Raw genomic sequence first — 20589 nt, forward strand, 5'->3', positions numbered from 1 at the left:
GATTCCCTATTCGCTTCAGGTCCCTAAACTTCCGCCACTGCGCCCGATCGCATGCCGTCCGGGGACGGCTGGACATTATGCACAGGAAGCCTAAGCGTGAATACTGTTCCTCTTCCCACCTCACTCTCAACTGTGATCACTCCCCCCAAACTGCGAATAAATTCTCGGCTTTCATAGACACCAATGCCCATTCCCGCGTTACCTTTTGTCGTCTCAAAGGGCTGAAACAGCCTGTCACGGATGAAACCGGCCTCCATTCCCGAGCCGTTGTCACTGATCGTGACCCACAGTTCTCCACCCTTTTCGTCCATCTCAAGGCGCACAAAACCATCATCGGCGGTCGCCTCTTGAGCATTTTTGATCAAGTGACCGATCACCGCACTCAGCCGATCCTTATCGGCCACCACCAGCCCCGCCTCCCCACTCACCTGCAATTCAGGCACGGGCAGAAAGCCGGAGTGCCCTCTGACCGCCTCTTGCAAAGCCTCTGCCAACGGAAACACTCGCGAACTGCTCTTGCTGAAACGCCCCTGTCGCAACTGCGCCAGCAGGCGTTTCATTTTGGTCGCCGCATGATCGACGGTATTGATGGCATCCTCCATAAAGGCCGGGTTATTTTTATGTCTGGCCGCATTAGTAACCACCAAGTCGAGCTGGGCCACCAGGTTTTTCAAATCATGCACTACAAACGCGGAGAGACGGTTAAAGGCTTCGAACTGGTTCGCCCGAGCCAGATCCTCCGATGCCTTCAGCAATGCGAGATAACTCGCCGCCTGCTGCGATGCAGTCTTCAAAAGATCCCTGTCCTCCCAGTTGATCTGGCGTGGCGCCCGTGGCCGGATCAGCACCATAAATCCGATCAACTCACTGTGATGGCGTATCGGCAGTAACAGCCAGGCATATTGGATCTCTTCAAGCCAGCCCGGCAGCTGCAGATTTTCGTAGAGATCGGGATAGCCTGCGTACTCATCAAGATCGACAATCCAATCGCGGTCTTTAAAAAAATTCGCCAGAGAACTATCAGCGCTGAGAGTGGCGTGACACTCAGCCGCCTGCCAATGACTGACACTCTGAAAACTACCCGACTCATCGCGCATCCAGAGCAGTCCGCCTCCGGAGTCAACTAGATCGGCCAGAGCTTTGATCACCCGCTCACGGATCTGCGTGCCCGGCTCACCATCCGAAAGGGTGTGAATGATTCGCAACCACTCTTCACGATAATCGTATTTGTATCTGAAAAAGTGCTTATTCAAGAAGACCTTAGTGCGGGAGCGAAGATGGCTGGAAAAGAGCAGCGCAACCAGAGTCGCCAGCGCCAGGAAGAAGAAGACCATCTGTGCGGCCTTACCCCAAGTCCCGCCATAATAGCGGATGTAGTAACCGATCGCCGACATAAACAGCAGGTAGATGCCGGCCCCGACCAGGGCGGTGGTATGAAACACCACCTTGCGGGAGACAAACACTTTGACCGACCAACCGGGATTGCGCGCCGCGGCCACTGCTAGCATCGGCACCACCAGGGCGTTGACATAGCCCCGCGCATTCCACAGATCCTGGTCCACATGAGTAAACAAGAATGCATCAGCATAGAGCAGGAAATCGTAGGCAAAGATCGAACCGATACCGAAGTAGAGATACTTCAGCTTCCAGCGCTGTTCTAGGCGGGTATTGCGGAACAGCTGTTCGATCAAGATCAGGCCAATGATCGCCAGACCCAGATGATTCGGCAGTTCCAAATCGGCGATCAGTGGCCCCTGTTGCGCGGCAATCAGCAGCACATTGATTGTTTCCAGCAGCAGCATCAGGCTGGCGCCGATCAAAACCAGTCCAGGTAGAAAAGTGAACAACCGGGCGTCTCTGCCCGCCTGCATTTTGAACGGAACCAGCAGTCTGAAGAGAAAGATAAACCAGGCAATATTCCTCGCATTTTCGAGGAAAACATAGGCGCTGCTCGACCAGACGCCTCCCAGCTGCAGCCAGATCACCGCCGAAACATGCCACAAAGCGGTAATAAAAACCGCAGAGAGCAGGAACGCGCCTTCTAGCTTGCCACGCCAACTGGTGAACAACAGCACACTCAGAAGAAAAAACAGCAACGCAGCAAAAGAGTATCCGATCGTCCCTATATCCACACTCGACTCACATCATCTCGTCTATCCAGGCATCTCCGCCTGCTGTCGGCCGCCCAGCCAAAGACTAAAGCTTTCGAAACAGCATCCGCGCAAACCGTAATCCCCTACAACCCTCCAGCAGCATCCAGGATTAGCGAAACTGACCCGCCATGCCACTGATTTTACAAAAAAATAAGCCCTAAACAGTGCTCTGTTACAAGAGTTCCCAACCCCGGATAACTATAGGAAAAACCCCGTCACAATTCACCAATGGAAATGGGGTTGCTGACTCTGCTAGTCTTTGCAGCCAGCTCCTGTAGCGGCATGCCGCTCCAAAGCAGGCCCTGCTTCTATCCCGCAACCATTCCACAGGGGATGGATCATCAACACAACTGGCCCATAGAGGGAACATGACATTGGCACCCGTTAAACGCACGATTCACGGCAACACCCCGATCCGCTCCGGTCTTGGCTTCACCCTGATCGAAGTCATGGTGGTGGTGGTTATCCTCAGCATCCTGGCTGCGATCGTTGTCCCCAAAATCATGGATCGCCCGGAGCAGGCGCGTGTCACCAAGGCGAAAAATGACATCCGCGCCCTGGAGGCGGCCCTCAATCTCTACCGCCTGGACAATATGCTCTATCCCAGCACCGACCAAGGCCTGGAGGCGCTGGTCAGCAAACCCTCCGGCGCGCCTGAGCCGCGCAACTGGAAGCAAGGCGGCTATCTGGACCGCCTGCCGAAAGACCCCTGGGGCAACGACTACTTCTACCTCAGCCCGGGTTCCCATGGCGCGGTTGACATCTACTCCTCCGGCCTCGATCTGCAGTCCACAGACGATGACATAGGAAACTGGAATCTGGAGCAGTGACCACCAGCCACTTCCAGCGAGGCGGCCTCACCCTGCCGGGCGGAGCCGCTATCAGGGGCTTCACCCTACTGGAAGTGATGGTGGTGATCGTAATCATCGGCATCATCGTCAGCCAGATCACCATCTCCTTCAGCGGCCAATCTCCAGAAGAGATCCTGAAGACCGAAGCGCGCCGCTTCGCCAGCCTGGCGCAGCTCGCCAGCGAAGAGGCGCTGCTGAGCAACGCACTGATCGGCATCGCGGTGGACCACGACGGCTACCAGTTTCTTCGCCGGCAAAAAGACAAGTGGCAGGCCAGCACCGAGAGCGTGTTCCGCAAACGCTCGCTGCCGGATGAGGTCCGCATCGCCCTCGACAGCGACTATCGCCCAGCAGAAAAAAAGGAGGAGAAACTGGCACCGAGCATCCTGATCCTTCCCAGCGGCGAGATCACCCCGTTTCACATCACCTTTATCTCTGAAGCAACCGATGACAGGTTTTACATCGAGGGCAGCGAAAATGGCAGCATCGATCTCCAGCACACCCCCGCGCTCTGAGCGACGCTGGCTTGTGACAGCTCAGCAAGGCTTTACTCTGCTCGAGGTGCTGATCGCATTGGCAATCCTTGCCATCGCCCTCGGCTCGGCGATCAAGGTTGCCGCCAACCAGGCCGCCAACACCACCCATCTGAGGGACAAGACTCTCGCCCACTGGGTAGCTGCCAACCAGATCACCGAACTGCAGATCTCAGGCACCTGGCCCTCGCATGGCAAAAAAAGCGGCAGCGAGGAGATGGGGCACCACGAGTGGCACTGGCAGCGCATCATCAAGGCCACCCCAGACGACCGGGTGCGACTGGTGGAGATCTCAGTATTCCGCGACAAGCAGGATGACAACCCGGTCACCCGGCTGGTCAGTTTTCTAGGGCAACCGGAATAGCCTACAGAGATGCCCCCCCGGCCCCAGACAACCGCAGTGCGCGGCTTCACCCTGTTGGAACTGCTGATCGCCATCGCCGTCTTCTCCTTCGTCTCGATCATCGCATACGGCGGCATCAAGAGCGTGCTCAACATCGAGGAGTCGACCCGCGCCCACCTGGATCGCCTCTCCAAAGCGCAGCTGGCGCTGGCGCTGATTCGTCAGGACCTGGAACAGGTGGTGGCGCGCAGCATCCGTGACCAACACGGCGATACCCAGCCTCCCCTACGCAGCAGTTCGCTCGGCGAAAACAACCTGGTCGAGTTCACCCGCGGCGGCTTTGCCAACCCATTAAAGCTGCCCCGCAGCAGCCTGCAGCGGATCGCCTATCAACTGGAGGATGAGAAGCTCTACCGCCTGAGATGGCTGACCTTGGACCGCTCCCAGGAGGACAAGCCGGTGCGTACTGAGCTGCTCTCCGGGGTCAAGAAGATCGAACTCAGGTTCCTCGACCACCAGCTAAAACTACACACGGAGTGGCCCGACACCGGCAACCTGCCCCGAACGGAGCCCGTCCCCGAACTCCCACGGGCCATCGAACTCAAACTGGAACTCGAGGCATGGGGCCCGATCCGCCGGCTGTTCCGAATCTCAGAACAACTACCGGCGAAGCAACCAGCAGCGGAGGGTCGGTGATGCAACACACTCCTGCACCCCCCCGCAGTCAACGTGGAGTGGCGCTGATCACTGCCCTGGTGATTGTCTCACTCGCCTCGATCACCGCCATCGCCATGACCGAAAAAATGCAGATCAGCACCCGTCGCACCGCCAACGTACTACACGCCGATCAGCGCTACTTCTTAACCCTCGGCAGCGAGGCCTGGGCCAAGGGGCAGCTGATTCGTGACAAGGAGGAGGATGCCAAACACGATAAATATGATGGTTTGGATGAGGATTGGGCCAAGGAGCTGCCGGCCACAGCAATCGACGTCGGACAGATCGAGGCGAAGATCATCGACCTGCAGGCGCGCTTCAACCTCAACAACCTCTATCTCGAGGCCGAAGCCAACGAGGATTCAAAAACCGAATTCGCCCGTCAACTCGCCTACTTCAAACGCCTGCTGCAGGCACTGGGGCTTGAGCCCGGCATCGCCCAGGCAGTTGCCGACTGGATCGATGCCGACATCAATCCCAGCTTTCCCGATGGTGCCGAAGACAATGAATATCTCGGCAGAGAGCCCCCCTACCGCACTCCCAACAGCCAGATGGCCTCGGTCACCGAGCTGCGTCTGATTGCGGGTGTCACTCCGGAGATCTACGACAAGCTGGAACCCTACGTCACCACCCTGCCCACGGCTAGCAAGCTCAACGTCAACACCGCTGATCCCATCCTGCTTGGTGCCCTGAGCGACAATCTCGATGAATCCTCCTCCAAGAGCCTGAGCGAAGGGCGAAAAGAGGATCCGTTCACGACCATCAAGGCTTTCAAAGATAGACTCAAATCAATTTTGGGCGATAATAACAATCAACTTGAAGAAATAGCCTCACTGGTCGATGTTTCCAGTCATTATTTCCTTCTCAAGACCACGGTGAGCATGGATACATCGAGCCAGACTTTGCAGACCATTTTTACTAGGGACGATCAGGGCACGCGCGTCCTGCAACGCGCTATCGGGCTTTTCTAGTGGCAGAAACACTCGTCATCCACCTCCACGGCCAAGAAGAGCTCCAGGCCAGCTGGCGCCCCCTATACACCGGGGAGGAGCAACCCCAGGGACCAGCTGGCAACGGCAGCCTGGCCGAGGCCGCAGTTCAGGCCAAAGGCCGTCAAGTCATCGTTTTTGTGCCCTCCGCTGAAATCACCTTAGCGCAGATGGATGCCCCCACTAGCAATCGTCAGCGCCTGCTGCAGGCGGTCCCCTATGCCATCGAAAACGCGCTGATCGAGGATGTGGCGACACTCCACTTCGCTATCGATACTCGTGCGGATGGCAAGCAGATCAAGGTCGCCGTAGTGGCCCAGCGGCAGATGGACTACTGGTTGGAGAGTCTCGAAGACGCGGGCATCGAACCCAGCTACCTCTATCCCGATTTCCTCGGCCTACCCCACACGCCTGGCAGTTGGACCGTCTATCTCGATGATGACCAGGTGCTGGTACGTACCGGCCTCAACACCGGCTTCGGCGCCGACCCGATCAACTTTGCTGAGCTACTGCGTCTCAGCCTCGAAGAACACCAGGATGCCGCGCCGGAACAGATCGAATTCATCCAGCCGCCCAATCTGAGTTCTGCGCCCTACTACGACCTGGCGCTGAGCAAGCTCGACTACCCTGCCACCACCACCGCCTTCGACGGCAACCTGATAGAGCTGATGGCCAAGGGGTTGGATCCCCGCAGCCTGCTCAATCTGCTGCAGGGCGAATACCGCCATGTGGATGCCGGGGTTCAGCTGCTCAAGCCCTGGATCTCAGCCGCCGTACTGCTGATGGTTTTTCTTACGCTCCAGGTCACCCTCTCTGTGCTCGACTTCATCAAGATAGATCAGGAAAACAGCCAGCTGTCACAACAGATCAGCCAGCTATTTCACTCCACCTTTCCAGAAACCAAACGGCTGGTAGATGCGAAGGCTCAGACCGAGCAGAAACTGAAAGAGTTGCGCACCACCCAGAGCACCAACCAGGCCGACTTTTTCAGTCTCTTCATCGCCCCCGCATCGGCCATCAAAGAGAGCCGCGGCAGTAAGCTGCGAGGCATCAGCTACCGTGATGGTCAACTCGACATTCAGCTCTCGACCCGGGAAATACAGGCGATCGAGGCGCTCAAGAAGCGGCTCGAAAACGAGGGACTTGCGGTAGAGATCCGCTCTGCCAACGCCAAAGGAAATGAAGTAACCTCCCATCTGCGCATCACCCGGGGTGGCTCATGATCCGCTGGTTCTACGCAAAACCCCCGCGTGAGCGCCTAGCCCTGTTGACAGGAGGCGCCTCGCTGCTGATCCTGCTAATCTATCTGCTCGTCTGGACTCCGTTCATCAGCAAGCTAGAGCGCAAACAGGCCCAGCTCGAGAGTCAACGCGCCACCCTCGCCTGGCTGCAGTCGGCCGTCAGTGAGGTTGCACAGCTGCGCGCCGCACAGCCCGCCAACGCCTCGGTGAAGACCAACGAATCCCTGTTCACCCTGGTCGACCGTACTGCCACACAGAATCGCCTGCGCAAACAGATCGATCAGATCAAACCCCAGGGTGACAACCGGGTACAGGTCTGGATGGAGAATGCAGCTTTCGACGCCATGCTGCGCTGGCTCGGACTGCTGCAGCAGCAGTATCGTATTCAGGTCGTCTCGATGAATATCGACAGCAAAGATAAACCAGGACGGATCAACGCCCGTATCAGCCTGGAGAGGTCCGCTCCATGAAGGGCAAGGCCGGTCTGATCCTGCTGGGGCTGCTCTGTTATCTGGCATTTCTGTTGGCCAACGTCCCAGCCAGACACGCCTGGGGCTGGGCAGCCAGCAGTGCCGAGATGCCACTGGTGATGGGCGGCATCAGCGGTACCATCTGGTCGGGAGAGGCCCGCCAGCTCGCCTACAATGGCGCCAACCTCGGCGGCGTAAAGTGGCGCCTCTCACCACGGGGATTGCTGCAGGGCAGCCTGCTCTACCGTTTCAACCTACGCGGCCAGGGTCAACAACTGGCCGGCACCGCTGGTCTGGCGATCAATGGCGACCTGATAATCAGCAAGCTGAAGGGGATGATCAAGGCTGAACTAGTGGCCCGCATGATGCAGCAACGTTTTATTCAGCCAGCCGGGGATGTTGATCTCGACCTGCATGGCGTACGAGTTGAGCAGGGCCGTCCCAACGCCGTAACCGGCACCATCCGCTGGCAAAGTGCAGGCGTCAAAAGCCCCGTCACGGCCGCGATCGGCTCCATCGAGTTCAACATCAGTTCCAGGGAGGGAGACATCAAAACCACCATCCGGGATCTTGGGGGGCCCTTGAGTGTCAAAGGCAACGCAGCACTCAATGCCGACGGCAACTACCAGATATCGGTCCGCATGCTACCCAAGGGTTCCGCCGACCCCGGCCTGGTACAGGCAATCCGGGCGCTGGGCCAGCAAGACGGCAGCGGCGGCGTCAATATAAAATACAGCGGTCAGCTCTAGGGAGCCTCTGAACGAATCATGAACTCGCATCTTGGGTCCAAAATCTGCCGCTTTTTCGTTGTTAATCTCGACAACCGCTCCATGCGTGGCTCTACCTCCTGCATCCATGCTGTCGGTCGCAATAGCTGGCAAGTGTCGCGGTGACAGGATGTCGTTGAGCGACGATGCGATTAACACCTCAAAGTGACAAATTTTTACCTCCAATCTGTTTTGTCCAGATTCATTCAGAGAATCCAGAAATGCGTAACTGCTCCATACTTAACCGCGACCGTCATCCCATCCACGACATATACGCCAGTTTTGCTTTCTGCTACCATTTGTCAGTATTACACACGTCATGCATAACACACTGATGATTAAAGGAATTATTACACTCGAGCGGATCGATTCCGCGCTCCTTTGCGGGCGCTTTCAGAGCCGCAATCACAGTGGATATGATTCATGAACATGAATGCTCCGGGACCACATCCGAACCCCAAAAGTCGAACTCTGGGCTGGCTGCTTAGCTTTGTCTTACTGACACTGCTTTTGCAAAGCAGCAGCGTGTTTGCCGACCGCATCACGCTCAACCTCAACAATGCCGACATCAATGCGCTAATCAAGACGGTTTCTGAACACACCGGCACCAACTTTGTCGTCGATCCGCGGGTCAAAGGCAAAGTCACCGTGATCTCTGCCCACGCGATGGAGAAAGAGGAGTTTTATCAAGTCTTCCTCTCGATCCTCGAAGTACATGGCTTCTCCACTGTTCCTGCTGGCGGCGTCGTCAAGATCGTACCCGACGTCAAGGCCAAACAGGTTGGCATCCCGACCGAGAGTCTTGAGGTTCTCCCCGGTGACCAGATGGTCACCCGCATCATCCAGGTGAAGAATGTCGCAGCCGCGCAGCTGGTGCCGATCCTGCGCCCGTTGATCCCGCAACAGGGGCACCTTGCCGCTTACCCGACCACCAACGTGTTGATCATCTCCGACCGCCGCCAGAACGTTGACCGTCTGCTGAAGATCATCTCGCAGATCGACAAGGTAAGTGACAATTCGGTGGAGGTGATTACCCTGCAACACGCATCGGCCGCCGAGGTGGTACGCATTCTCACCAGCCTGCAGGGCAATCAGGCAAAGGGCGGGGCCACCCCGATCAAGATGGTCGCCGACGAACGCACCAACAGCCTCCTGTTGACTGGTGGGCGCACTGCCCGGCTGCGCGCCAGGGTGGTCATCGAACACCTCGACACCCCGTTCGAGAATGAGGGCAACGCCCAGGTCATCTATCTGCGTTATGCCAACGCCAAAGACATGGTGAGCGTGTTGACCGGCGTTAGCGATTCGATCGACCAGAACCGCAAGGCTGGCACTCCCAAGGCGAAGAAGACATCGGTCAATATCCAGGCCGACGAGTCATCCAACGCGCTAATCATCTCCGCGCCACCCGACATCTTCAGAAGCCTGCAGGGCATCATCAAAAAGCTCGATATCCGCCGCGCCCAGGTGCTGGTGGAAGCGATCATCGCCGAGGTCTCCTTCGACAAGACCAAGGATCTGGGCGTGCAGTGGATCGTCGACGGTTCACCCTCCGGCAACACAGCGCCGGTGGGCATCATTAACCTTGGCACGCCGAAGATCAGTGATATCGCAGGTGCAGCCGCCGCAGGAGTGCTTCCATCCATTCCTTCAGGCACCTTGATTGGGCTGGGGAAGTTCACCCGTTCTGGCGTCGATTTCGCCATGCTGATCCGGGCACTGGAGAGTGACAGCTCATCCAACATCCTCTCCACCCCGAGCATCCTGACCCTGGACAACCAGGAGGCCGAGATTGTGGTCGCCAAGAACGTACCTTTCCTCACCGGCCAATATGCCTCCACCGGCGCCTCCAGCACCTCGGTCAACCCGTTCCAGACCATCCAGCGTCAGGATGTGGGCCTCACCTTACGAGTCACACCACAGATCAACGAGGGCAACGCGATTCAGCTGAGCATCGAACAGGAGGTGTCGAGCATCGACCCCACCACCAGCGCCGGCACCACCGATATCGTCACCAACAAGCGCACCATCAAGACCGTGGTGATGGTGGAAGACAGCCATACCATCGTGCTCGGCGGCCTGATCGACGAGCAGTTGCAGCAGGTCGATGAGCGGGTGCCGCTGCTCGGCGATATCCCCGGGGTCGGTGTGTTATTCCGTGCCAGAAACACCATCAAGGTGAAACGCAACCTGATGGTCTTTCTGCGCCCGATAATCGTACGCGACGCAGCGACCCACGCATCGGTCACCAGCGACAAATACAACTATTTCCGCGCCCAGCAGATGGATCTGCGTCAACGGGGGGTCAATCTGATGCCGGATCAGGAAGCACCTGTATTGCCTGACCGTTTCAACGCGCTGCCCTACCCGTTTGGGGATCAGGATAGCGACAGTGCCCAATAACTGGCGACTCAGCAATAATGAGTGAGACCCACCCCCTGGAAGAGGCAAGCGAATCAGTCGACGCACCCAGTCGGCTGATTCCCACCCCGCCCCAACGACCAGACGAAATCCCCTACATCTTCGCCCGTCGCCAGGGAGTTTTGGTGACTGTCGACGCACTGGTGCAGCAGACCCGGGTACTCCATAAGGCGGGGGTCCCGGTTAGCATATTCAACGAGCTGCGCCGTTATCTTGGACAGCCGTTTGTCATGCAGGAGATCAGTGAGGAGGAGTTCGACAAGAAACTCTCGATGCTCTACGAATCGGGCTCCGGCCAGTCCACCAAGATCATGGAGACCATGGGCGACGACCTGGATCTGGACGATGCCGCCCGTGCCCTCAACCAGCCAGAGGACCTGCTCGACAGCGAGGATGACGCGCCGATCATCCGCCTGATCAACGCGCTATTCACCGAGGCGATCAAGGAGGAGGCGTCGGATATCCATATCGAACCCTACGAGCACCGCCTGGTGGTGCGTTTCCGCGTCGACGGGCTACTGCGCGAAGTGCTGCATCCTCCGCGCAATGTCGCCCCCTATCTGATCTCCCGCATCAAGGTCATGGCACAACTCGATATCGCCGAGAAGCGCGTGCCTCAGGATGGCCGCATCTCCCTCAAGGTCGGCAACCGTCCGGTGGACGTGCGCGTCTCCACCCTGCCCTCCAGCTATGGCGAACGAGTGGTGTTGCGTCTGCTCGACAAACAGGCAGGCAAACTCGATCTCAGCCAGCTAGGCATGCAATCCGCCATGCTGCAGCAGATCGACCCGGATGTAATCAAGCGCCCCCATGGCATCTTCCTGGTCACCGGACCGACCGGTTCCGGTAAAACCACCACCCTGTATGCGGCCCTGACTCGGCTCAACACCCAGACCCGCAACATCGTCACCGTGGAAGACCCGATCGAGTACAATCTCGATGGCATCGGTCAGACCCAGGTCAATACCAAGGTCGACCTGACCTTCGCCCGCGGGCTGCGCGCCATTCTGCGCCAGGACCCCGATGTGGTGATGGTGGGTGAGATCCGCGATCTGGAGACCGCGCAGATTGCAGTGCAGGCGAGTCTCACCGGTCACATGGTGATGTCGAGCCTGCACACCAACACTGCCATCGGCAGCATCGCCCGGCTACGTGACATGGGCGTGGAGCCCTTTCTGCTCTCCTCCAGCCTACTGGCAGTACTTTCACAGCGGCTGGTCCGCACCCTCTGCCAGCACTGCAAGAAACCTGGCACCCCGACGCAGCAGGAGCGGAAGTTGCTCGGTCTGAGCGACGATCAGGAGGCGACCATCTATACTGCCGAAGGCTGCGAGCACTGCCGCAATCAGGGCTATCTGGGGCGCACCGGCATCTACGAGTTAATCTTGGTTGACGAGACCCTGCGCCACCTGATCCACAAGGGGGAAGGCGAACAGGAGATGCTCGAGCACGTACGAAAATCCTGCTCCAGCATCCGTCAGGACGGCATGCGGAGGGTACTCGAAGGTGATACCACTATCGACGAGATCATCCGCGTCACCCAGGAGAGCTGATCTTGGATGCCTTTGAATTCATAGCCCTCGATGGATCCGGAAAAGAGAAACGGGGAATGCTGGAGGGCGATAGCCCACGCCAGATCCGCCAGCAACTACGCGAGAGCGGCCTCACCCCGCTCTCTGTCAGCACCGCCAGCGCCAGTGCCAGTGCCACCCAGAGCCGTCGTTTTACCCTGCAGCGGGGCATCAGCCCGATGGAGCTGGCACTGTTGACGCGGCAGATGGCGACACTGCTGAGAGCGGCCCTGCCGGTTGAACAGGTATTGAAGACGGTCTCCAAACAGTCGGAGAAACGCCATATCTCGCACATTCTGCTCGCGGTCCGGGCCAAGGTACTAGAAGGCAGAAGCCTCGCCGACGGCCTCAGTGAATTCCCGCGCATCTTTCCGGAACTCTATATTCGCACCGTCGCCTCCGGTGAGGAGTCGGGGCATCTCGACCTGGTGCTAGAGCGTCTGGCCGACTACACAGAGATGCGCCAGCAGATGCATCAAAAGACCGTTCTAGCGCTCTTCTACCCAGCCCTGCTCACCATCGTCGCAGTGTTGATCGTCGCCGGTCTGCTCACCTACATCGTGCCTCAAGTCACCCGCATGTTCGACAATATGGCCCAGGAACTGCCGCTGATCACCAAGCTCCTGATCGCCACCAGTGACATCTTCCGCGACCATGGACTCACCATTCTGGTGCTGCTGTTACTGCTTGGACTGGCGGTCAACATAACCCTGAAACGCCCCGCCGCGCGTCTCGCCTGGCACAAGATCATCCTGCACATCCCCCTGCTCGGCAGGCTGACACGCAGCGCCAATGCGGCACGTTTCTCCCGCACCCTGAGCATCATGGCAGCGAGCAGCGTACCGATTCTGGATGCACTGCGAATCGCCTCCCAGGTAGTCACCAACCTGCCGATGCGCGCTGCAGTCGAAGAGGCCTCGCTACGTGTTCGTGAGGGCAGTAGCCTGCACACGGCGCTGGAGAAGACCGGCTATTTCCCTCCGCTGACCCTGAGCCTGCTGGCCAGTGGCGAATCGAGCGGCAATCTGGAAGGCATGCTCGAGCGCTCAGCGAATATTCAGGAGAAGGAGATCGAGTCGCTCATTTCGACGCTTCTCGGCCTGTTCGAGCCGATCCTGATCCTAGTAATGGGCGCCATCGTAACTGTAATCGTCATGGGCATTCTGCTGCCCATCTTTGACCTCAACCAACTTGTCGGCTAACACTTAAATCAAGATGAAAAGCGCAACACACGCAACAAGCCTGTTCACTGCAATCCCACTGAGTCTGCTGCTGCTCGCTGGATGCAGCAGTACAACGCAACAGGAGGAGCAACTCAACAACCCCGACTGGGTGATGGAGAAGGTCGAAGAAGCGTATAAAAAGAAGGAGTATGAACGCGCCTTCCATCTGCTCTTCCCGGTCGCCGTGGCCGGTGACGCCCGCGCCCAATATACCCTTGGCTATCTCTATCATCACGGATTTGGGGTGGAAAAAGACGACCAGCAGGCGATGCAGTGGATCCAGCGGGCGGCCGCCCAAGGCCATGCAAAGGCGATCAAGGCACTGAAGAATCGCTGATGGCCCCGGCATGGAGCAGAGAATGCTGTTCCATACCGGGAAAACAGAAGGGGTTACTGGTATCCCAGGAAGCGGTTCATCTCACCGCCAATACGCCCGAAGATCTCCAGCTCTGCCTCGGTCAGTTTTTCCTTCCATTTCTCATCGAGCCGGATCTCGCCAGTGGAATTCAGACGCATGGCGTTACCCAAAATGTGCTGCTTGGTACCACGAAAATCCTCACTGCCAAGCATCGGATCGACACCGACAAAACGATAGATCTCGCTCAACAGCCTGTCGGGATCACGGCAAAGATCTTCATACTTCATGTTGAAGATCTCATCTTCCCTGAACAGGGCCGCGGTCTGCTGCATCTCCTTTGAGGTAAAAACCCAGGAGTTGACTGCCTCTTCCATGTCAACACCGTAGTGTTTCATGATCGAGTTAGTGGCTCCCCGGCCGTCGCGCACCAAATTGATCACCTTGATATTCCACAGCCCACTCTGATGCATCAGTTTCAGACGGACCGGGTCTTTCGAACCATCAAGAAAGGTGTCTCCCTCCTGAAGATCGATGACCAGATCGATGATCTCACGATTCTGCATCAGGATCTCATCCCGCTCCTTACGACAACCACCCATCAAGCCAAATCCGATGTCCCTGGCGGTTTCAAACAGACCGCCACGCACTGCCGCGCGCATCAGTTTGTTGCAGAGCCCAGAATCGGATTCGAAACTGGTGCCAAACTGCTCCAGAGAGAAAGAACGCCCACGCTCAGCCATGCCTCTCTGCACGTCTCCCCAGAAACCACACGCCTTAATCAGCTTACCGCAGGAGCAATTGTAGACATCCAGATCGCCCATCGAGGTCGCCTTCAGCTCTCCGATGGTTGCGATCTTTGGGTGGGTAGCCAACAGGAATGTCAACAGGGTCGAGCCCGCATAGCTCGGTGACATGATGTAGATCAGATTGCGCTTGCCGGTGGCAGCCCCACCGTTCGATCCAGAATTCACGTATCTCTCTCCTCACATTAAATCGGTTTCTTAGAGGCCCGTTTTGCAATCCACCGCCTCTCTTCCCTGCACGCCTCTTTGGTCGCTTGCAAGATCTTTGATTCCATCCTCAAGCAGAAATTATCTGCTGCACTCACACCTACCGCTTTTTGGGAAACAACCGCTCTTTAAGCAGCAGCCACAGAAACTCGATATTAGTGAAGAGGTAGCGCTTCCAAAGCCGGCCAGGCTCCTGTTTGACGCGATAGAGCCACTCAAGTCCATACTTTTGCCACATCTCCGGCGCCCGCTCCACCTTGCCGGAATAGACATCGAACGACCCGCCCACACCATGGCAGACAGACACATTCATGAAGTCCATCCACTTAGCTAGAAACTTCTCCTTCTTAGGCGAAGTCATGGCCACCAACAGGATATCGGCCTTGGAGTCACGAACATCCTCAGCGATGGCCTGCTCTTCGTCCTCGCCGTAGTAGCCGTGATGGCGGCCTGCCAGGATCAATCCCGGGTAGTCGCGGGCGATGTTCTCTTCCACCTGCTTCGAAACCTCTTCCGTGGCACCGAGGCAATAGACCCGGTAGCCAAGATCCTTGCCACGCTCAAACATGCCAAACATCAGATCGATACCGGTCACCCGCTCAGGCAGGGGATGACCGAGCACCTTGGCTGCCAGCACAATCGCCGCACCATCGGCGAAGATCACATCGGACGAAAGCACCGCTTCTTTCAGCTCGGGATTTTTTCCCATATTGACCACTTTGGCCGCGTTCACCACACCGATCTGAAGCGGCTGATGTGTCTCTATCGCCTGATGCACCCGATCGAGCGCTTGCGACATATTGACCGTAGCCACCGGAATTCCAAAAAGATCAACCGTAGCTTCTGCATTCATTAGAGTTTATATAGGTTGTTAAGAATTAATTGGGAGCGTCCGAACGGTCGCCCATTACATTGAACCACTACCCTTCAGGACCACGGGCACAGTCAACAACAGAATCTTCAGATCGAGCCACAAGGACCACTCATCGATATACTGCAGGTCGAGCACCAGCCACTGTTCAAAGGTCAGCCTGCTGCGGCCCTTGATCGCCCAGAGACAGGTCAGGCCCGGCTTGACACTGAAACGCTTGCGTTGAATACCCCGCTCGAAGAGTCCCACATCGCGCTGTGACATTGGACGCGGCCCCACCAGACTCATATGTCCGCGCAGTACATTCAGCAGTTGCGGAAGCTCATCGAGACTCGTCTTGCGGATAAAATGCCCGACCCGGGTGATGCGGGGATCTTTCTCGATCTTAAAGATCGGGCCCTCAGCCTCGTTCAGGTGTTCAATCTCTTTCAGTTTAGCCTCGGCATCCACCACCATCGAACGGAATTTATACATAGGAAACAGGCGCTTGCGCAGCCCTACCCGCTCCTGCTTGAAAAACACCGGACCGCCATCATCAAGCTTGATGGCGAGGGCCACCAAGCCCATCACCGGCGCCACAACCGGCATCGCCGCCAGCACCAGCAGCAGGTCCATGAAACGCTTCGCCAGCAGCATGCCCTCATTCTGCGCCACCGGATCGAAGGTGAGCAGTGGGATGCCATCGAGCTCGACCAGACGCGTGCGTGCCACTTCAAGGTCGAAGACATCGGCCATGAAGCGGAAGCGCACACCCTGTTCCTCACAGGCGTTGACGATCTCTTCCATATGGCTGAGGCGGCTGCGCGGCACCGCCAGGATCACCTCATCGATCACCTGGCCGTTCAACACATCACCGACCTGAGCCACAGTGCCAAGCACCTTGCTGCCCATGATCTCCTTACCAACGTGGTCGGGATCGGTGTCGAGATAACCGATGATGTCGATACCCCACTCCGTATGGCGGTCGAGCATCTCGGTCAAGCGCTGGGCACGGCCTCCGATGCCGATGATCAGCACCTTGAGACAGTTTTCTCCCCGCTGCACCGAATGGCGGAAATACCACCAGATCAACCCGGCCCGAACCGCCACCAGCATCACCAGATTCATCACGGCAAAGGTCAGGATCACCTGACGACTGACGAACGTCATCTTCAGCAGGAACAGCATGCCTAACAGCACTGCCAGGCTAATTGCCATCGCCTTTATGACCTTCCATGCATAGGAAGGGATGGAGATCACCCGCAGACCGCGATAGGCTCCAAAGACCGAGAGGGAATAGAGAAGAGGCACCCAGATAAGCGGCAGCAGGGCAAAGTGACGCATATCGTCTACTGTGTCGCCTGCAGTGATGAGGGGATAAAGCCGGACCGAAACAACAAAAATGAACAGCGTCAGCAGGATGTCCAGAAGAAACAACAACCGACTGATTTCACGAGATTTCTCGTCGAACATACGGCCTCTTTTTAATGGTTATTAGTTCCGTTTACCGATGTGCTGCTTGAGTTGAGATACTTACGGACCGCAACAGGAATCTAGCGCATTAGCAGCGCGCCAATGATCCCACGCAGATGCGTAAGTCTGCAAACAAGAATAGACAAAAAATGTGAACAGGGGCCGTTTACTGGGTGATATTTTATTCTCTCGGCAAGTTTGTTCCCGTACAACTCCAACTCTGCTCCCTCCCTGGAACGCACAATCCCTCCGGTCATTTCAGCGGGATCAGATAACCTTGGAAAAGCTGCCCATCGACTCTTTCGAGCTTAGGTAGGCATCAAACCGCATGCATATATTGCGGATCAGCAACCGTCCCTTTGGCAACACATGGATACCATCTGCCGCGATCTCTAGCAATCCATCGTTCGCCATGCCCTGCAGATTCGTCATTTCGGCCGCAAAGTAGTCGCTGAAACGGATCCTCCAGCGGGACTCCACTGACGCAAAATCGAGCGTAAAGTGGCAGATCAGGCGGGTGATCACATCGCGCCGCAACTGATCATCCGTGCTCAGCTCCACGCCTCGAAATACCGCCAGACGCCCTTGATCAATGCGATCGTAGTACTCATCCAGCGTGCGCATGTTCTGCGCATAGCTTGGCCCCACCATGCCGATCGAGGTCGCACCAATCGCCACCAAGTCACAATCCGCATGGGTTGAGTAGCCCTGAAAATTGCGGTAGAGAGTGCCATCCTGCTGAGCGATCACCAGTTCATCATCGGGCTTGGCAAAGTGATCCATGCCGACATAGACATAACCGGCCGCGGTCAGCTTCTCGATGCTCATCTGCATGATGTCGAGTTTCGCCTGCGGCAGCGGCAGATCCACCTCGTTGATGCGGCGCTGCGGCTTGAAGCGTTCCGGCAGATGCGCATAGTTGAAGACCGAGAGTCGATCAGGATCGACCTCCAGGATCTCATCCAGGGTCTTCTCAAAACTCTCCGGACTCTGGAAAGGCAGACCGTAAATCAGGTCAATACTGACCGAGCGAAAGCCCTCATCCCGGGCCGCCTGTAGCACGTCCAGGGTCACCTGCTTGGACTGAATCCGGTTGACCGCCTTCTGCACCTTGGGGTCAAAATCCTGCACACCGAGGCTCATCCGGTTGAAGCCCAGTTCACGCAGCAGCTTGATGGTATCGCCCTGCGCCTCCCTGGGATCGATCTCGATGGAATATTCGCCGCTGTCATCATCCAGCAGGGTGAAATTGCGCCGGGTTTCGTCCATCAGCTCACGCATTTCAGCGTGGCTGATGAAGGTCGGCGTGCCACCGCCCCAATGGAGCTGCTCGACTGGTCGGGAGCGATCGAACAGCTGTCCCTGCATCTCCAGTTCGCGATAGACACGCTGCAGATACTGGGCTGGCAGGCTGCGGTCTTTGGTCGCCACCTTGTTGCAGGCGCAGTAGAAACAGACAGTGTCGCAAAACGGAATGTGGAAATAGAGTGAGAGCGGCTGGCCACTGGCGTTGGATGCCTGTGCAAGCGCCCGGTACTGCGCCTCACCGAACCCCTCATGAAACTGCACAGCGGTGGGGTAGGAGGTATAACGCGGTCCAGCCTGGTCGTATTTGGCGATCAAATCCAGGTCGAAGATGATTGATTGATCCATCGGCATAGTCTCAGTATGCATGGCACCCCTCAGGGGGCATCCACGTCGATACCTTTTCTGTGAGTTTCGTTGATCTGCCTAAGCAGGGTATTGAAGGGGATATCATCCGCATGTTTATTGGCAATCTCGATGAATGGAAGATCCTCCCGTCCAAAGCGGTACTCTCCGTCGACCATCAGCTGGTAGAGTCCCTTCACTCCCTCTTCAAGCGGATCAAGAAAGGCGGGATAGCGACCCAACTCCTCCATCTGGTACTCGTAGCAGGCACGCAGGTCTTCCACCTCGAACATCGCCTGCTTGATCCACTCGACGAACTCTTCTGCGCTGCGCGCACGTTGCAGTGCCATTGAAGCCCCCAACTCTTAAAAATAATGGATGACCGGCGCATGCCGGGTTCTGTTATCCGGCTGCACGCCTAGGTGAAGCAGCTTTGATATTGCGCCAGCTCTTCGGCGGTAAAGATAAAAACCCCATCACCGCCTCGCTCAAAATCGATCCATGTAAACGGAACATCGACAAAACGCGCCATCAGCGTCTCTGCGCTGCTGCCCACCTCGACTATGATGATACCCCATGGCTGCAGGTGACTGGAGGCCTCACGCAATATTTTAGCCACAATCTCCAGCCCCTCCTCCCCTGTCTCCAGGCCAAGATGTGGCTCATGCCGGTACTCCGGCGGCAGCCCAACCATCTCCTCGCTGCTGACATAGGGTGGATTGCTGACGATCACGTCGTAGCGCTGCCCCTTGAGGCCGCTAAACAGATCGGAGCGAATAGTCCGAACTCGCCCTTCCAGCTCATATTCATGCAGGTTTCTCTCGGCGACGGCCAGCGCCGCTTCTGAGATGTCGGCCAGGTCGACTTGGGCATCCGGCAGATAAACGGCACTGGCAATGCCGATGCAGCCACTGCCGCAGCAGAGATCGAGCAGTCGCTCCAGCTGCCCCTCTCCGATCCAAGGCGCAAACCTCTGCTCAATCAACTCAGCAACCGGGGAACGGGGCACCAGCACATTCGGGTCCACATGGAAACGCAGCCCGGCGAACCAGGCCTCTCCCGTCAGATAGGCGGCCGGGATTCGCTCCTCGATGCGCCGCTGCAGCAACGCAGTGACACGCTGCCGCTCTTCGGCGGTCAGCTGTGTCTGCAACCAGATTTCCGACAACTCCCCCGGCAGATGCAGGGCATGTAGAACTAGGGCGGCCGACTCATCGATCGCATTGTCGGTGCCATGGCCGAAAAACAATCCGGCCTGGTTGAAACAACTGGCACCCCAGCGGATAAAGTCAGCGATCGTACGAAGAGATTCCATGAGCGGCGGCTATCTGAATAGGCTGGCGGATGATAGCGGATTTTGGCCGGAATCCCCAATCCCCATTCCGTATGCTGAAAAAGCGAGGCAGGACTCCATGCAGAGTCCCGCCTCACCAACCTTCAGAAAGATGCCGACTGGTCTCAGGCGGCTTGGGAGTCAGTCCCATCCACCAGGCTGAATTTCCGTCCGCCTTCGCCCTTCTGATCCTTCTCGGTGCCACGCCGAATCAGATCACCAAGACTGATCTTGGTCAGAAAATCAAAAATCTCGCTACTCAACTCATCCCACAGGGTATGGGTCAGGCAACGGCTGCCACTGCTGCAGTTTTGCCGGCCACCGCAGCGGGTAAATTCGACCCACTCATCCACCGCACAGATGATGTTGGCGATCGAGATCTCGTCTGCCTCCCGGCCGAGATAGTAGCCGCCCCCCGGACCACGTACACCGCGGACCAACTGTTTAGCACGCAACGCGGCAAACAGCTGTTCAAGATAGGAGAGAGAGATACCCTGATTCTCAGAGATCTCCGCCAATGTTACCGGACCATTCGAGCCGTGCAGGGCCAGATCCAGCATCGCAGTTACCGCATAACGGCCTTTAGTAGACAACCTCATTTCACTCACCTCTAATCCACAAAGGATAATTCCTGAGTAA

Annotated in this window: 20 protein-coding genes; 12 read left to right on the plus strand and 8 right to left on the minus strand. The window is 57.2% G+C overall.

Annotated features, from left to right (window positions below):
• Nucleotides 1–23 precede the first annotated feature (23 nt).
• The gene (gene prsK, locus L0Y14_RS09840) at nucleotides 24–2096 is read right to left on the minus strand and encodes an XrtA/PEP-CTERM system histidine kinase PrsK (RefSeq protein WP_240991685.1); all 2073 of its coding nucleotides are present in this window, start codon (nucleotides 2094–2096) and stop codon (nucleotides 24–26) included.
• A gap of 425 nt (nucleotides 2097–2521) precedes the next feature.
• Between prsK and gspG the strand changes: the two genes are divergently transcribed.
• The 12 genes from gspG to L0Y14_RS09900 all read left to right on the plus strand — a co-directional run bounded on the left by gspG (nucleotide 2522) and on the right by L0Y14_RS09900 (nucleotide 13613).
• The gene (gene gspG / locus L0Y14_RS09845) at nucleotides 2522–2983 is read left to right on the plus strand and encodes a type II secretion system major pseudopilin GspG (RefSeq protein ID WP_005960113.1); all 462 of its coding nucleotides are present in this window, start codon (nucleotides 2522–2524) and stop codon (nucleotides 2981–2983) included.
• A complete protein-coding gene (gspH, locus tag L0Y14_RS09850; protein WP_006475244.1) occupies nucleotides 2980–3519 on the plus strand; it encodes a type II secretion system minor pseudopilin GspH in 540 nt (179 codons plus the stop codon). The genes gspG and gspH overlap by 4 nt, the downstream gene beginning before the upstream one ends.
• Nucleotides 3520–3532: 13 nt before the next feature.
• Nucleotides 3533–3901 (plus strand): type II secretion system minor pseudopilin GspI, encoded by a 369-nt coding sequence (gene gspI, locus L0Y14_RS09855; protein WP_006475245.1) that lies wholly within the window; start codon nucleotides 3533–3535, stop codon nucleotides 3899–3901.
• 9 nt (nucleotides 3902–3910) lie between these two features.
• Nucleotides 3911–4576, plus strand: coding sequence for a type II secretion system minor pseudopilin GspJ (gene gspJ / locus L0Y14_RS09860; RefSeq protein ID WP_005960107.1), 666 nt, complete (start codon nucleotides 3911–3913; stop codon nucleotides 4574–4576).
• A complete protein-coding gene (gspK, locus tag L0Y14_RS09865) occupies nucleotides 4576–5565 on the plus strand; it encodes a type II secretion system minor pseudopilin GspK (protein WP_240991686.1) in 990 nt (329 codons plus the stop codon). The genes gspJ and gspK overlap by 1 nt, the downstream gene beginning before the upstream one ends.
• A complete protein-coding gene (gene gspL, locus L0Y14_RS09870; protein WP_040819785.1) occupies nucleotides 5565–6806 on the plus strand; it encodes a type II secretion system protein GspL in 1242 nt (413 codons plus the stop codon). Before gspK ends, gspL begins: the two co-directional genes overlap by 1 nt.
• Complete coding sequence (gene gspM / locus L0Y14_RS09875; protein ID WP_006475248.1) at nucleotides 6803–7294, plus strand: type II secretion system protein GspM; 492 nt, start codon at nucleotides 6803–6805, stop codon at nucleotides 7292–7294. Before gspL ends, gspM begins: the two co-directional genes overlap by 4 nt.
• Nucleotides 7291–8043 (plus strand): type II secretion system protein N, encoded by a 753-nt coding sequence (locus L0Y14_RS09880; RefSeq protein ID WP_005960098.1) that lies wholly within the window; start codon nucleotides 7291–7293, stop codon nucleotides 8041–8043. Before gspM ends, L0Y14_RS09880 begins: the two co-directional genes overlap by 4 nt.
• Nucleotides 8044–8484: 441 nt before the next feature.
• Nucleotides 8485–10464 carry a type II secretion system secretin GspD gene (gene gspD / locus L0Y14_RS09885; RefSeq protein ID WP_006475249.1) on the plus strand — a complete coding sequence of 660 codons (1980 nt, stop codon included), beginning with the start codon at nucleotides 8485–8487 and terminating at the stop codon, nucleotides 10462–10464.
• Nucleotides 10465–10481: 17 nt separating this feature from the next.
• Entirely contained in the window at nucleotides 10482–12035 is a 1554-nt protein-coding gene (gene gspE, locus L0Y14_RS09890; RefSeq protein ID WP_005964045.1) for a type II secretion system ATPase GspE, read from the plus strand.
• Between the two features lie 2 nt (nucleotides 12036–12037).
• A complete protein-coding gene (gspF, locus tag L0Y14_RS09895) occupies nucleotides 12038–13255 on the plus strand; it encodes a type II secretion system inner membrane protein GspF (RefSeq protein ID WP_005964049.1) in 1218 nt (405 codons plus the stop codon).
• A 13-nt stretch (nucleotides 13256–13268) separates the two neighbouring features.
• Nucleotides 13269–13613 carry a tetratricopeptide repeat protein gene (locus tag L0Y14_RS09900; protein WP_005964050.1) on the plus strand — a complete coding sequence of 115 codons (345 nt, stop codon included), beginning with the start codon at nucleotides 13269–13271 and terminating at the stop codon, nucleotides 13611–13613.
• Nucleotides 13614–13666: 53 nt separating this feature from the next.
• Here the strand turns inward: L0Y14_RS09900 and L0Y14_RS09905 are convergent, their stop codons facing one another.
• The 7 genes from L0Y14_RS09905 to L0Y14_RS09935 form a co-directional block, all read right to left on the minus strand.
• Nucleotides 13667–14605, minus strand: a complete 939-nt coding sequence (locus L0Y14_RS09905) for a sulfotransferase (RefSeq protein ID WP_005964054.1) — start codon at nucleotides 14603–14605, stop codon at nucleotides 13667–13669.
• 139 nt (nucleotides 14606–14744) lie between these two features.
• A complete protein-coding gene (locus tag L0Y14_RS09910) occupies nucleotides 14745–15458 on the minus strand; it encodes a WecB/TagA/CpsF family glycosyltransferase (RefSeq protein ID WP_006475250.1) in 714 nt (237 codons plus the stop codon).
• Nucleotides 15459–15551: 93 nt separating this feature from the next.
• Complete coding sequence (locus tag L0Y14_RS09915; protein ID WP_005964060.1) at nucleotides 15552–16967, minus strand: sugar transferase; 1416 nt, start codon at nucleotides 16965–16967, stop codon at nucleotides 15552–15554.
• 267 nt (nucleotides 16968–17234) lie between these two features.
• The gene (gene hemN / locus L0Y14_RS09920) at nucleotides 17235–18620 is read right to left on the minus strand and encodes an oxygen-independent coproporphyrinogen III oxidase (RefSeq protein ID WP_039960303.1); all 1386 of its coding nucleotides are present in this window, start codon (nucleotides 18618–18620) and stop codon (nucleotides 17235–17237) included.
• Between the two features lie 29 nt (nucleotides 18621–18649).
• Nucleotides 18650–18967 carry a hypothetical protein gene (locus tag L0Y14_RS09925; RefSeq protein ID WP_006475252.1) on the minus strand — a complete coding sequence of 106 codons (318 nt, stop codon included), beginning with the start codon at nucleotides 18965–18967 and terminating at the stop codon, nucleotides 18650–18652.
• Between the two features lie 68 nt (nucleotides 18968–19035).
• Nucleotides 19036–19932 (minus strand): 50S ribosomal protein L3 N(5)-glutamine methyltransferase, encoded by an 897-nt coding sequence (gene prmB, locus L0Y14_RS09930; protein WP_006475253.1) that lies wholly within the window; start codon nucleotides 19930–19932, stop codon nucleotides 19036–19038.
• A gap of 143 nt (nucleotides 19933–20075) precedes the next feature.
• Complete coding sequence (locus tag L0Y14_RS09935; protein ID WP_039960304.1) at nucleotides 20076–20549, minus strand: Rrf2 family transcriptional regulator; 474 nt, start codon at nucleotides 20547–20549, stop codon at nucleotides 20076–20078.
• Nucleotides 20550–20589: the final 40 nt, after the last annotated feature.

Source organism: Candidatus Endoriftia persephonae (genome assembly GCF_023733635.1).
Classification (GTDB): domain Bacteria; phylum Pseudomonadota; class Gammaproteobacteria; order Chromatiales; family Chromatiaceae; genus Endoriftia; species Endoriftia persephonae.